At 75.8% G+C, this 12,906-nt stretch carries 11 protein-coding genes; 8 read left to right on the forward strand and 3 right to left on the reverse strand.

All coding sequences use genetic code 11. The features are described 5' to 3' along the window. Nucleotides 1-18: 18 nt before the first annotated feature. Genes AB0C78_RS00350 through AB0C78_RS00365 form a run of 4 tightly spaced genes read left to right on the forward strand, consistent with a single transcriptional unit; the run spans nucleotide 19 to nucleotide 4,444 of the window. Nucleotides 19-1,065, forward strand: coding sequence for a polyprenyl synthetase family protein (locus AB0C78_RS00350; RefSeq protein WP_360740005.1), 1,047 nt, complete (start codon nucleotides 19-21; stop codon nucleotides 1,063-1,065). Nucleotides 1,066-1,079: 14 nt separating this feature from the next. Continuing rightward, a complete protein-coding gene (locus AB0C78_RS00355; protein ID WP_360740009.1) occupies nucleotides 1,080-2,294 on the forward strand; it encodes a helix-turn-helix domain-containing protein in 1,215 nt (404 codons plus the stop codon). 60 nt (nucleotides 2,295-2,354) lie between these two features. Beyond that, nucleotides 2,355-3,545 (forward strand): cytochrome P450, encoded by a 1,191-nt coding sequence (locus AB0C78_RS00360; protein WP_360740012.1) that lies wholly within the window; start codon nucleotides 2,355-2,357, stop codon nucleotides 3,543-3,545. Further along, nucleotides 3,542-4,444, forward strand: coding sequence for a hypothetical protein (locus tag AB0C78_RS00365; RefSeq protein WP_360740015.1), 903 nt, complete (start codon nucleotides 3,542-3,544; stop codon nucleotides 4,442-4,444). Before AB0C78_RS00360 ends, AB0C78_RS00365 begins: the two co-directional genes overlap by 4 nt. 12 nt (nucleotides 4,445-4,456) lie before the next feature. On the opposite strand, the gene AB0C78_RS00370 is transcribed toward AB0C78_RS00365, so the two are convergent. After that, nucleotides 4,457-4,843: a nuclear transport factor 2 family protein gene (locus tag AB0C78_RS00370; RefSeq protein ID WP_360740017.1), complete on the reverse strand. Its 387-nt coding sequence runs from the start codon at nucleotides 4,841-4,843 to the stop codon at nucleotides 4,457-4,459. 354 nt (nucleotides 4,844-5,197) lie between these two features. On the opposite strand from AB0C78_RS00370, the gene AB0C78_RS00375 reads away from it, so the two are divergent. Beyond that, nucleotides 5,198-7,540: an MFS transporter gene (locus AB0C78_RS00375; RefSeq protein WP_360740020.1), complete on the forward strand. Its 2,343-nt coding sequence runs from the start codon at nucleotides 5,198-5,200 to the stop codon at nucleotides 7,538-7,540. Between the two features lie 31 nt (nucleotides 7,541-7,571). On the opposite strand, the gene AB0C78_RS00380 is transcribed toward AB0C78_RS00375, so the two are convergent. After that, the gene (locus tag AB0C78_RS00380) at nucleotides 7,572-8,759 is read right to left on the reverse strand and encodes a zinc-dependent alcohol dehydrogenase (protein ID WP_360740023.1); all 1,188 of its coding nucleotides are present in this window, start codon (nucleotides 8,757-8,759) and stop codon (nucleotides 7,572-7,574) included. Between the two features lie 127 nt (nucleotides 8,760-8,886). Between AB0C78_RS00380 and AB0C78_RS00385 the strand changes: the two genes are divergently transcribed. The 3 genes from AB0C78_RS00385 to AB0C78_RS00395 all read left to right on the forward strand — a co-directional run bounded on the left by AB0C78_RS00385 (nucleotide 8,887) and on the right by AB0C78_RS00395 (nucleotide 11,905). Continuing rightward, entirely contained in the window at nucleotides 8,887-9,906 is a 1,020-nt protein-coding gene (locus AB0C78_RS00385; RefSeq protein WP_360740026.1) for a Ppx/GppA family phosphatase, read from the forward strand. 136 nt (nucleotides 9,907-10,042) lie between these two features. Next, nucleotides 10,043-11,314, forward strand: a complete 1,272-nt coding sequence (locus AB0C78_RS00390) for a helix-turn-helix domain-containing protein (protein ID WP_360740029.1) — start codon at nucleotides 10,043-10,045, stop codon at nucleotides 11,312-11,314. A 117-nt stretch (nucleotides 11,315-11,431) separates the two neighbouring features. Further along, nucleotides 11,432-11,905, forward strand: a complete 474-nt coding sequence (locus tag AB0C78_RS00395) for an SCP2 sterol-binding domain-containing protein (protein ID WP_360740032.1) — start codon at nucleotides 11,432-11,434, stop codon at nucleotides 11,903-11,905. Between the two features lie 75 nt (nucleotides 11,906-11,980). On the opposite strand, the gene AB0C78_RS00400 is transcribed toward AB0C78_RS00395, so the two are convergent. After that, a complete protein-coding gene (locus AB0C78_RS00400; protein ID WP_360740034.1) occupies nucleotides 11,981-12,790 on the reverse strand; it encodes a MerR family transcriptional regulator in 810 nt (269 codons plus the stop codon). Between the last annotated feature and the right edge of the window lie 116 nt (nucleotides 12,791-12,906).

A 12,906-nucleotide genomic window follows, 5' to 3' on the forward strand; every position in this document is an offset into this window, starting at 1 on the left:
AGAATGAGGAGTCGACACGTGGAAGAAGGAGCGTTCGGCCCGGCCGCGCAGGAGCGGGCGGCCGCCGAGGCGGAGGCCGAGATCGGCCGGCTGTGCGAGCGGCTCGCCGAGGGCCTGGCGATGGGCCTGGACGAGGGCCGCGAGATGGTCGGCGGCGCGATGGCGGAGTTCCTGGTGGACTTCTTCGAGACCGTCCGGGCCAAGGGCTCCCGTCCCGGGATGCGGGGGATGGTCGCGCTGCCGATGCTGGTGCACGGCGCGGAGGCCGGCGACCCGGCGCCCGCCCGGCCGCTCGCCGTCGTCCACCTGCTGTGGTGGGCGGCGGCCCGCTACCTGGACGACCTGACCGACGTGCCCGGCGCCCCGTCGGCCGGCAACACCGCGGTCGCCAAGCGGGTGCTGACGGCGCTGGCGGTGGGCGGCCAGCTGCCCGCCCGGCTCGTCGCGGACCTGCCGGTGCCCGACGCCGTCCGCCTCGGGCTGGCCGACGAGGTGTCGCGGGTCTGGCTGGACGCGGTCGACGGGCAGCTCCGCGATCTCACCGAACGCCCGTCGGCCGCCACGCCCGCGTCGGTGCTGCGCGCCTACGCGGGCAAGACGGGCGCGCCGTACGCGATGGCGGCGGCGTCCGCGGCCCGGCTCGCCGGCGCGGGCGCCGACCGGGCCGGCGGCTGGCGCGCGTTCGGCCGCCGGCTGGGCGTGCTCCGCCAGCTCGTCAACGACCAGCGCGACCTGGCGTCGGGACGCCACGAGGACCTCGCCAACGGCACCGCCACGTACCTGCTGGCGCACCTGCTGTCCACCCTTCCGCCCGCGCGGCGGCGGGAGGCCCTCGCGCTCCATGCGGGCGCCCGCCACTCGGCGTGCGCGCGCGCCGAGCTGACCGCCTGGATGCTCGACGAGGACGTGTTGGACGGCTACGCCGCGTCCGTCGCGCCGCTCATCGGGCACGCGCACGACCTGCTCGGGCTGCTCGGCGGCGACCCCGCGTTCGTCCGCGGCCTGCACGACCTGGTCGACGAGACCGCCGTGCACCTGCCCGGACTGCGGCTGGCCGTGGCCTGAGAGGAGGACCCCGCATGACTACGGCCGGCGGACTGCCGGACTTCCTCGCGGCGCAGGGCCCGCGGGTCGCCGCGGCGGTCGGCGAGGCGCTCGGCGGCCACCCGGCGCACCAGCCGATCCGGCGCACCGCCGCGCCGCTGTTCGGCGGCCGGGAGGAGACCGCCGCGCGGCTGCTCGCGCTCGTCGCGGCGGGCGGGCCGCTGCCCGCCGACGACCTCGCCCGGTTCCGCGACCTCGGGGTGATGGCGGCGCGGCAGGGCATCCCGCTGCCGGTGCTGTCGGAGGTGTGGGACGGCGCGCTCGCCGCGGCGGCGCGGACCTGCTGGGCGGGCGCGCCCGCCGGCCTGTTCACCGAGCTTGCCGAGGCGACGGGCCGCGCCGCGCGGCTCGCGGGACGGGCCCGGGAGGCGTGCATCCAGGGCTACGCGGACGCGCCGCGCGAGGGCGTCCGGTCCCGGCCGCTGCGCCGGCTGCTCGCCGAGACGCTGATCGACGGCGCGCCCGCCGGGGTCATCGCGGACGCCGCCGGGGTCGCGCTCGCGCCCTGCTACCTGGTGCTGCGCTGTGAGGCGCCCGGCCTCGGCGCGGCCGCCGCGGCGCACTGGGCGCGGGCCCGCGAGCACCTGGAGGCGATCGACGGCGTGCTCTACTCCGGCGACCTCGCCGAGCTGGTCGCGCTGTTCCCGGCCGGGGACCCGGTGCGCGCCGAGGTGCTAGCCGCCGAGTTCGTCGCCGTGCTCGCCACTTGGACGCGGGGGCCGGTGCACGCCGCCGAGTCCTGCCGGGGCGATCTCAGCGGCATCCCCGACGCGCTGGAGGAGGCGTCCCGGGTGCTGACGGTCGTCAAGGCGATCCCGGACGCCGAGGACCGCCCCTACCGCGCCGACGAGCTGCTCGTCGAGCTGGCGATCCTCGGCCAGCCCGGCATCCGGGAGCGGCTTGCCGCGGTGCTGTCCCCGCTGGACGCCGGCACTGACCTGCGCCGGACCCTGGAGGTGCTGCTCGCCTGCAACCTCGACCGCGAGCGCGCCGCCCGGGAGCTGTGGATCCACCGCCGGACGCTGCACTACCGGCTCGACCGCATCCGCGACCTGTCCGGCATCGACCCGAGCTCCGCGCGCGGCATCCAGCTGTTCCGCGCCGCGCTCACCTCGGCGCGGCTCACGAGCCTCGAACGCGACGGCCGCCGGGCGGAGGAGGCGTCGCTGCCGCCGCCGCTGAGCGCCTGATCCTTCCCGACGCGACCCCGACCCGACTCCGACCCGACCGCCCCCGTCCGGAGAGCGATCTTGGACTTCCCCCTGCCGCACCGTCCCGGCGTCCCGCTGGACCCCGGCCACCTGCGGCGGCTGCGCGAGCGGCCGCTGACGCCCGTCCGGCTGCCCGGCGGCCACGACGCGCTGCTGGTCACCCGGCACGCCGACGTCCGCGCCGTCCTCGCGGGCGACGGGTTCGGACGCGAGGCCTGGACGGGCGGCACCCTGTTCGCCCGCGACGCCCCGTCCCTGGCCCTCGTCGCCTCCGACCCGCCGACTCACACGCGCCGCCGCCGCGCCGTCCAGGCCCGGTTCACCGCCCGCCGCGCCGAAGCGGACCGCCCGCGCGCCGAGGCCCTCGCCGAACGCCTGCTGGACGACCTGGAGGCGGCCGGGCCGCCCGCCGACCTCCTCGCCCATTTCGCCATACCGCTCCCGTACGCCCTCATCCGCGACATGCTCGGCGTCCCGGCCGGCGACCTCGGCAGGCTGCTGCCGTGGACCGGCGCGCTGATGTCGGCGGGCCACGTCCCCGCCGCTGAGGTCGAGGCGGCCCGCGCGGGCATGTTCGGCTACTTCTCCGCCCTGCTCGACGCCCGCCGCGCCGCGATCGCCGCCGGAGACCCCGGCGGCGACCTGCTCACCGAGCTGCTGGCGGACCCCGCCGAGCGGCTGACCGCCAAGGAGATCACCGTCTTCGGGCTCGGGCTGTTCATGGCGGGCGGCGAGACCACGTCCAACTTCCTCGCCGCGTGCGTCCTGGAGTTGATCGCGCGGCCGGACCTGGCCGCGGCGCTGCGCGCCGACCCGTCCCGCGTCCCGGCGGCGGTCGAGGAGTTCCTGCGCTGGGTGTGGTTCGGCGGCACCGGCGGCCGGCCGCACGTCGTGCTCGCCGGCACCCGCCTCGGCGGGACGGCGCTGCGGCGCGGCGACGTCGTCGTCCCGCTGACCGACGCCGCCGACCGCGACCCGGACGCGTTCCCGGACGCCGACGCGTTCCGTCCGGACCGCTCGCCCAACCCGCACCTCGGCTTCGGCCACGGCCGCCACCTGTGCCTCGGCGCGCCGCACGCCCGGATGCAGCTCCAGGTCGCGATCACCGCGCTGCTCCGCCGGCTCGACGGCCTCGACCTGGCGATCGACCCGGCGCTGCTGCGCTGGCGCGAGCGGATGTTCGTGCGCGGCGTCTGGGAGCTGCCCGTGACCTGGCGCCCGCGGCGTTGACGAGCGGCGGGGCGGGGGCCGGCCGGTGCCGCCGCATCGGACGGTACGTCGCCGGGAGCTACCCGCCGGTCCCGTCGCTGGTGCTCGCGGTCGCGTGGGCGTACGGGGTCACCGGGCTGTTCGCCGCGCTCGACCCGCTCGTCACGCGGTGGCGGCCCGGAGCCGGGACGGCGGTCGCGGCGGTCACGGTGTTCGCCGACCTGCTGCTGATGCGGGCGCTGGACGACGTCCGCGACCTGGACTACGACCGGCGGTTCAACCCCGGCCGTCCGCTGGCGTCCGGCACGGTCCGGGTCGGTGACCTCGGCGTTCTCTATGCCCTCGGGGCCCTGGCCGTTCTGGCGCTCAACGCGGCGCGGCCGTGGCAGGCCGCGATCCTGGGCGTTCAACTGGCCTACGGGATCGTCGTGGTCGCCGTGCATCGCCGGTGGGGATGGCCGCCGGGGGAGCGGCTGCTCGTGAACCTGCTGGTCAGCCTGCCCGCACCCGTCCTCCTGCACGCCTACCTGTACGCGGGTTACCTGCACGCGGCGGGGCATGGCGCCGGTTGGGCCGGGTGCGCCGCCGTCGTCGTGGCCGTCCTCGCGGCCGGGCACGCCGAGCTGGCGAAGAACATCACGCGGGAGCCGCGGCCAGGGGAGCGGACCTACGCCGCCGCGCTCGGACTCCGGGGCAGCGCCGGCCTCGCCCTCGCGGCGCCCGCGCTGTCGGCCGCCCTGCTCGCGGCATGGTCACGGGCACCGCTCGCCTGGACGCCCGCCGCGGTCCTGCCGCTCGCGGTCCCGGCGGCGGCCGGCCACCGGTTCCTGCGCGGCCGGGCCCGCTGGCCGGCGGCCGCGCCCCCGCTCCACCTGCTGCTCACCTTCGCCGGGTACGCCGCACTCGGCCTGGCCAGGTGACGCGCGGCGACGTCAGGCGAGCCCCATCTCGCGCTTGGCGGCCTCGAACTGCACCGCCATCGCCTCCGACAGCGCCTTCGCGCCCGACAGCGGGCGCACCATGACGCAGAACTCGTCGATCAGCCCGGAGTCGTCGTGGTGCAGGAAGTCGCAGCCGTGCACCTCGCGGTCGCCGACCCGCGCCTTGAACACCAGCGCGTGGTCGCGCCCGTCGCTGATCTCCCGGACGTAGCGGAAGTCGGTGAACACCCGGGTCACCGCGCGCAGGATCGCCGACACCACCGGGCGGCCGTCATAGGGCGCGAACGCCACCGGGCTGAGGAACCGCACGTCCTCGGCCAGCAGGTCGGGCAGGGCGTCGAGGTCGCCCTGCTCGATGGCCGCGCGGAAAGGGTGCATCGGGCCTGCCTCCATGCCGGGTCTCGTCGCCGCTCGGTGCCGTCCGCGCTCGCGCGGATCAGGGCGGCGGGCGGCGGGCGGCGTCCCGCCGAGCCTATTGCGATCTCCGCCGGCGGGTCGTGCCGGGGGCACGCCGACCTGACCGGCATGACTCCTTTTTCTCATCCCTGTGGCTCTATCGGTAAATTTCGGTCTTCGCGGAGAGTGATGCTGGTCTCATTCTCCGTCGCGGGCCACCGCCCCGGGAATGAAACCGGCTCTGATCGTCTTGATCACGGGGTGCGCCCGCCGCCCTCAGCGCGGCGCCCCCACCCCGCCGCACGGACCGATCCACCCTCCCGGAGGCGTACCAGCGTGACCCAGCCCGCCACCGCCCAGCACCCGCGCACGGCCGCTCCCGCCGGCGCCGCGGCCGCCGGCCACGAACCCGACCTCGGCCTGCCGGCCGAGCGCGGATCGGGCCTGCTGATCGCCGTCCTGGCGTTCGCCGGCATCGTCGTCGCGGTCATGCAGACCCTGCTGATCCCGGTCATCGGGCAGCTGCCGCAGCTGCTGCACACCTCGCTGTCGAACGCGACGTGGGCGATGACCGCGACGCTGCTGTCCGGCGCCGTCGCCACCCCGATCATGGGACGGCTCGGCGACCTGTACGGCAAGAAGCGGATGACGCTCGTCAGCATCGGCACCGTCGTCGTCGGCTCGCTGGTCGCCGCGGTCAGCTCGCAGCTGCTGCTGGTGGTGGCCGGCCGCGCGATCCAGGGCTTCGCGATGGGCGCGATCCCGCTCGGCATCGGCCTGATGCGCGACTCGCTGCCGAAGGAGCGGCTCGGCTCGGCGCTCGCGCTGATGAGCTCCTCGATCGGCGTCGGCGGCGCGCTCGGCCTCCCGGTGGCGGCCTACATCGCCCAGCACTTCAGCTGGCACATGCTCTTCTACGGCGCCGCCGCGCTCGGCGCCGTGTCGTTCGCGCTGGTGGCGTTCGCCGTCCCCGAGTCGAAGGTGCGGGCGAAGGGGCGCTTCGACATCGCCGGGACGATCGGCCTCACCGCCGGGCTGCTGGCCGTGCTGCTCCCGATCACCAAGGGCGGCGACTGGGGCTGGACGAGCCCCCGCACGCTCGGGCTCGGCGCGGCCGGCGTCGTGATCCTCGTCCTGTGGGGCGTCGTCGAGCTGCGGCTGCGCGACCCGCTGATCGACCTGCGCACCACCGCGCGCCGCCAGGTGCTGCTCACCAACCTCGCCGCGATCACCATCGGCGTCTCGTTCTACGCGATGTCGCTGGTGTTCCCGCAGCTGCTGGAGCTGCCCACCGCGACCGGCTACGGCCTCGGGCAGTCGCTGCTGGTCGCCGGGCTCGCCGTGGCCCCGATGGGCATCGCGATGATGCTCGTGTCGCCGCTGTCGGCGCGCATCTCCGCCGCGTTCGGCGCCAAGACCTCGCTCATCCTCGGCATGCTCGTGATCGGCGGCGGCTACGGCGCGGCGCAGGGCCTGATGAACGCGGTGTGGCAGGTGGCGCTGGTCTCGGCGCTCGTCGGCGCCGGCATCGGGCTGGCCTACTCGGCGCTGCCCACCCTCATCCTCGGCGCCGTCGACCCGTCGGAGAGCGGCGCCGCCAACGGCGTGAACACGCTGATGCGCTCCATCGGCACCTCGGTGTCCAGCGCGCTGCTCGGCACCGTCCTCGCCCGCAACACCGTCCACTTCGGCGGCGCCGAGGTGCCGGACATGACCGGCTTCCGGATCTCGTTCGTGATCGCGACCGGCGCCATCGCGCTCGGCGTCCTGCTCGCCGCGTTCCTGCCGTCCGCGCGCCGCGCGGCGCGGCCCACCGGGCACCCGGCCCCGCCCGCGCCCGCAGGGGCCAGCGCTCCTGCTGTGGTCGAGGCACCGGCGCAGAGTCCGGCCGTCGCCGAGCCGCCCACCTGGGGTGACGGCCCGGCGGTGCGCGGCCGGGTGCTGCGCCCCGACGGGACGCCGCTCCCCGGCGCCACCGTCACCCTGATCGACGCGACCGGCCGCCAGCTCGGCGTGATCGCCACCGGCGGGGACGGCGGGTACGCGATCGCCGCGCCCGCGCCCGGCGGCTACGTGCTCGTCGGGTCCGCGCACGGCCACCAGCCCGAGGCCGCCACCGTCACGGTGCTCGACGGCCCGGCCGCCGCCGACCTGGTCCTCGGCGGCATCGGCGGCCTCGCCGGAACGGTCCGCGACGAGGCGGGCGAGCCCGTCGCCGGCGCCGTCGCGGTCGCCACCGACCAGCGCGGCGAGGTCGTCGGCTCCCGCGTCACCGGCCCGGACGGCGCGTTCGCGCTGGCCGACCTCGCGCCCGGCGGCTACACGCTCACGGTCAGCGCGGCCGGGCACCGGCCCGCCGCGCGCCCCGTGCGGGTCGAGGGCGGCGAGCCGACCCCGGTGGAGATCGGGCTGCCCGCGGCGCCCGCGCTGCGCGGCACCGTCCGCGGCCGCGCCGGCGAGGCGCTCGGCGACGCGCACGTGTCGCTGGTCGACCAGGCCGGGAACGTCGTCGCCACCACCCGCACCGGCCCGGACGGGGGCTACGCGTTCGACGGCCTCGCCCCCGAGGACTACACCGTCATCGCGTCCGGATACCCACCGGTCGCGGTGCCGCTCGACCTGTCCGGCGCCGGGCGCGACGACTTCGACGTCACGCTGTCCCACCGCCGGGGCGAGTAGCCGGTCCCGGGGGCCGCCGCGGCCCGGCGCGTCAGGCGCCGGGCCGCAGCAGCACCTTGATGGCGCCGTCCTGCTTCTTCTGGAACATCTCGTACGCCTCCGGCCCCTTCTCCAGCGGCACGCGGTGCGTCGTGAAGTCCATGACGCCGAGCGGGTCGTCGTCGCCCGCGACGAGCGGCATGATGTCGTCGATCCAGCGCTTCACGTGCGCCTGCCCCATCCGCAGCGTGATGCCCTTGTCGAACATCTGCAGCATCGGCAGCGGGTCGGTCATGCCGCCGTACACGCCGCTCAGCGAGATCGTCCCGCCCCGGCGGACGACCTCGATCGCCGTGAGGAACGCCGAGAGCCGGTCCACGCCGACCCGCTGCATCAGCGGCGCGGCGCTGTTGCCGGGCATCAGCCCGGTGAGCGTCTGGGCGAGCTTCGCGCCCGGCGAGCCGTGCGCCTCCATCCCGACCGCGTCGATCACCGAGTCGGTGCCGCGCCCGCCGGTGATCTGCCGGACCGCGTCCGGCACGTCGTCGGCCTCGTCGGCGTCGATCACCTCGATGCCGTGCCGGCGGGCCATCTCCAGCCGCTCCGGGACGAGGTCGACGCCGATGACCCGGTGGCCGAGGTGGCGGGCGATCCGCGCGGACATCTGGCCGATCGGGCCGAGCCCGAGCACCGTCACCGAGCCGCCCTCGGGGATCTCCGCCCACTGCACCGCCTGCCACGCCGTCGGCAGCACGTCGGACAGGTAGACGAACCGCTCGTCCGGCGGGCCCTCCGGCACCTTGATCGGGCCGAAGTGCGCCTGCGGCACCCGCAGGTACTCCGCCTGCCCGCCCGGCACCTGCCCGTACAGCCGGGTGTAGCCGAACAGCGCCGCGCCCATGTCGCTCTCGCGGACCTGCGTCGTCTCGCACTGCGCGTACAGCTGCTTCTCGCACATGTGGCAGCGGCCGCAGGAGATGTTGAACGGGATGACCACCCGGTCGCCCGGCTTGACGTGCTTCACGTCCGGGCCGGTCTCCTCGACGATCCCGATCGGCTCGTGGCCCAGCACGTCCCCCTCGCTCATGAACGGCCCCAGCACCTCGTACAGGTGCAGGTCCGAGCCGCAGATCCCGGACGAGGTGACCCGGATGACCGCGTCGTCCGGTTCCTTGATCTTCGGGTCGGGGACGTTCTCGACGCGGACGTCGCGCTTGCCGTGCCAGGTGAGCGCCTTCATCGTGTTCCTCCTAGAGCGGGTCTAGGGCGCTAGAGCGGGTCTAGGGCGGACTACCCGGCGCACCGGGGTGAAACGTGAGCGGCGCGCGCTCCGGACTGGACGGGTCGATCGCGGGTAATCCACGACCATGACCCCCCTCCCGGACGGCGACACGGACACGGCCCGCCTTCGCCTGGGCGTCCTCGACATCGGTTCCAACTCGGCCCACCTGCGCATCGCGGACCTGTGCCCCGGAGAGGCGCCCGCACCCGTGCGGTCGGTGAAGAGCGCCGTGCGGCTGGCCGAGTCGACCGACCGGCACGGCGTGATCGGCCGGCCCGCCGTCGGGCGGCTGATCGGCGCGGTGCGGGAGGCGTCCGCCGCCGCGTCCGCCGCCGGGGTGGGGGAGCTGCTGCCGCTCGCCACGTCGGCGCTGCGCGACGCCGCGAACCGCGACGACGTCACCGCCGAGGTCCGCGCCGCGACCGGCGTGACGCTCGGGTTCCTGTCCGGCGAGGAGGAGGCGCGGCTGACGTTCCTCGCCGTGCGGCGCTGGTACGGCTGGTCGGCGGGGCCGCTGCTGCTCGCCGACATCGGCGGCGGGTCCATGGAGCTGGCCTACGGAGCCGGGGACGAACCTGAGATCGCGCTGTCGCTGCCGCTCGGCGCGGGCCGGCTCACCCGGCACCACCTGCCCGCCCGCCCGCCGGTCCGCAAGCGGACCCGCAAGGCGCTGCGCGCGCACGTCCGGTCCGTGCTGAAGGAGGCGACGAGCGAGATCGTCGAACGGCCCGCGCCCGTCCGGGCGGTCGCGACGTCCAAGACGTTCACCCAGCTGGCGCGTCTGTGCGGCGCGCCGAAGAGGAAGGCCGGGCCGTACGCGCCGCGCCGCCTCGACCGCGCGGACCTGCACGGCTGGATCCCGACGCTGGCGAAGCTGCCCGACGAGGAGCGCGCGCGGCTGCGCGGGGTGAAGGCGTCGCGGGCGCACCAGATCCTGGCCGGCGCGATCGTCGCCGAGGCGGTCATGGACGTCCTCGGCCTGGACGGGCTCGACGTGTGCCCGTGGGCGCTGCGCGAGGGCCTCTTCCTGGACCGGCTCGACGCGCTGGCCGCCGGGCGCCCGGCGGCGCCGCCGTTCGGGACCGCCGGGATCATCGTCCCGTGAACTTGCGGGACATACATCTGTGGCCCATGTGTCTTGACATCTCGCGAACGGGCCGTCCACGCTTGTTCCGTTAATTTGCGGTACATAGATCCGCGATACGGTGCCCGGCAGGGCACTGTCGGGAGGGACGTGAGCGATGAGGGCTCCCGGCAACGCCGTCGAACCGGACCTCGACCGCGACGCCGGCGTGCGAGGCCTCCTCGCCGGCGCGCTGCGCGCCGCCGTCCCCGCGATCGTCGCGGAGACCGTCGAGGAGGTGCGGCGCGAGATCCCCGCGTACGCCGCCCCCGACTGCCGGGACGCGCTCGAACTCGCCGCCGGATGCGCGCTCGGCGCCTTCGCGGACCTGGTCGAGCGGCCCGGCCCGCCCCCGGCGGACCTCCTCGCCTTCTTCCGCCGGGCCGGCGCCGCCGAGGTGCAGGAGGGCCGCCCCGCGAGCGCCCTCCAGAACGCGGCGAACGTCGCGACCCGCGTCGCCGTCCGGCACCTGTCCCGGGTCGCCGACACGCTCGACGCCGAGGTGCCGCCCGGCCTGTACGGGCAGGTCGTCTCCGCGCTCTTCCCGTTCCTGAACCGGCTGATGGCCGCCGTCGCGCAGGGCCGCGCCGAGGCGTCCCGCGACCCCGCCGCGATGCTGCTGCGCCGCCGCCGCGCGCTGCTCGGCGCGCTGCTCGCCCGCCCGGAGACCGAGCCTCGGCGGATCGCCGGCCTCGCGCAGGAGGCGCGATGGCCGCTGCCGGCCCGCGCCGCCGCCGTCGCGCTCGCCCCCGGAACCGGACCGGCCCGGCTCCGCGCCTTCCCGCCCCAGGTGCTGGACGGCCGGCACCTCCCCGAACCGTGCCTGATCGTCCCCGATCCACGGGACCCGGCGCACCGCCGGACGCTGGCCCCGCTCCTGGCCGGCCTCACGGCGGCCGTCGGCCCCGCCGTCGAACCCGCCGCGCTCGGCAAGTCGCTGGCCTGGGCGCGGCAGGCGCTCGCCCTGGCCCTGGACGGCACGCTCGGCGGGCCCGGCGGCGCGCCGCCCCGCGAGGGCCCGATCATCGCCGCCGACCACGCGCCCACCCTCGCGGTGCTGCGTCACCGCGACCTCGTCGAGCATTCCGCGCGGCGCCGGCTGAATCCGCTGCTGCGGCTCCGGCCGAATCGCCGAACGCAGTATGCGCGGACCCTCGAGGCGATGCTGGAATGCGGATTCAACGCCTCCGCCGCGGCGGCCCGGCTGCACGTCCACCCGCAGACCGTCCGGCTCCGGCTGCGCAAACTCGACGAATTGTTCGGCGCCGAGATCCACGACCCGTCCCTGCACGTCGAACTGCTGATGGCGTTGCGCCTTTGGCTCGCGACGGCCCGTCCCGACGGCCAGCCCGACTGGTTCGAGAACGGCGTAGCGAGCACCCACGCATAAACCTTCGAATCGGTGAGCGCCGCCCCTCGCGATTTCGTCGCCGGCGCAGTTATCCGGTGGCCGCGGCCCTGGAATCGTCGTACCGGTGAACGCGCCGCTCGACCGGAGGGAAACGCCATGAGCAGTACCGTGCCCGACCTCGGGGACACCGACCAGCTGAAGGCGATGCTGGAGGACGTCGCCTCGCCCGAGCAGCTCCGCGCGCTGCTGGACGCGCCCGGCGTCGACGACGAGATGATCGACGGGTTCGTCGCCGCCGTCGGCGCGGAGGGCGTCCTGGACAAGGTGTTCGGCCTGATGGGCGAGCACTTCGTCGCCGAGCGCGCCGGGAACGACGGCGGCGTGGTCCGCTGGGACGTGACCGCGCCGGGCGGAACGCTGTCCTACGGGCTGTCGATCCGCGACGGCGCCGCCATCGGCGAGCGCGGCGCGCCCGCCGGCCCGAAGGTGACGCTCACGCTGTCCGTGCCGACGCTGCTGCGGCTGTGCGCGGGCCGGCTGAACGGCGTGGAGGGCTTCATGACCGGCAGGATCAAGCTGGCCGGGGACATGATGTTCGGCGCGAAGCTCCCCGGCTGGTTCGACTACTGACCGGCCGCGGGCCCGGCCCCCGCCCGGTTGCCGGGCGCGGGGCCGCTCGTGTGCGCGGAGCCGGCGGTGTGCGGGTCAGACGGGCAGGTCGGGGACGGTGTCCGCGTCGCGCTCCCGGCCGTCCAGCGGCGGGGGAGTGAGGCCCAGGCTCTCGATCTGGCGGGCGAACTCGGCCTGGATCTCGGCGTGCAGCGAGCGCGCCAGGAGGCCCTGCACCGCCTGCATGCCGATCGGCCGCAGCCGCCGGATCACCTCGCCGACCTCGCGGACGTCCCGGTCGCCGGCCCGCGCGTCCAGCCCGGCGTGCTCCACCGTCAGCCGGACGAACTGGCGGGCGATCGCGTCCACGTCGCCGCGCAGCCGGCCGGCGATCTCGAAGACCGCGTCCAGCGCGATGCCGGCCTCGACGAGGCCCGCGCCGACCTCCAGCAGCCGCGGGCTCGGCACCTCGTACTCCTCGCCCGTCCACCGGATGAACTCGAGCTCCTCGGCCCGCTGCAGCTTCGGGAAGTCGGCGGGCGTCCGGCCCTCGAGCACGTCCTCCGGGACGTCCGGGTAGAACCGCCGCACGACCTGCGCGAGCGTCATCCGGGCGGGCTCCTCGTCCGACCACGGGTCGTGGATGACCCGCTCCAGGCCGAGCAGGTCGGCCAGGTTGTGGCCGCGCTCCCACGCCGACAGCATCTCGCCGATGCTCGCCAGCGTGTAGCCGCGGTCCTTGAGCCGGGCGATGAGGTGGATGCGCGCCAGGTGGGCGTCGTCGTAGAAGCCGACCCTGCCCTTCATGCGGGGCGGCGGGAGCAGGCCGCGCTCCTGGAAGCCGCGCACGTGCCGGACCGTGGTCCCGGCCGCGCGCGCCAGGTCGTCGATTCGGAAGTCAGCCATGCCCGTCTCTTCGCCTCGGCGGTCGGTGTCCTCATCGTACTCACAAACGCTGGCGCGGTTATCCGCGGTCCATTGAGTCATGGACCGCGGATTCACGGCACATAGCGCGCGGTCGA

Source organism: Actinomadura sp. NPDC048394 (assembly GCF_040651755.1).
Taxonomy (GTDB): domain Bacteria; phylum Actinomycetota; class Actinomycetes; order Streptosporangiales; family Streptosporangiaceae; genus Spirillospora; species Spirillospora montaniterrae.

Bases quoted from the DNA above. Each gene is read 5' to 3' on its own strand.
- AB0C78_RS00355 (WP_360740009.1), top strand. From the start codon at position 1,080: ATGACTACGGCCGGCGGACTGCCGGACTTCCTCGCGGCGCAGGGCCCG.
- AB0C78_RS00370 (WP_360740017.1), bottom strand. From the start codon at position 4,843: ATGCACCCTTTCCGCGCGGCCATCGAGCAGGGCGACCTCGACGCCCTG.
- AB0C78_RS00380 (WP_360740023.1), bottom strand. From the start codon at position 8,759: ATGAAGGCGCTCACCTGGCACGGCAAGCGCGACGTCCGCGTCGAGAAC.
- AB0C78_RS00385 (WP_360740026.1), top strand. From the start codon at position 8,887: ATGACCCCCCTCCCGGACGGCGACACGGACACGGCCCGCCTTCGCCTG.
- AB0C78_RS00390 (WP_360740029.1), top strand. From the start codon at position 10,043: ATGAGGGCTCCCGGCAACGCCGTCGAACCGGACCTCGACCGCGACGCC.
- AB0C78_RS00395 (WP_360740032.1), top strand. From the start codon at position 11,432: ATGAGCAGTACCGTGCCCGACCTCGGGGACACCGACCAGCTGAAGGCG.
- AB0C78_RS00400 (WP_360740034.1), bottom strand. From the start codon at position 12,790: ATGGCTGACTTCCGAATCGACGACCTGGCGCGCGCGGCCGGGACCACG.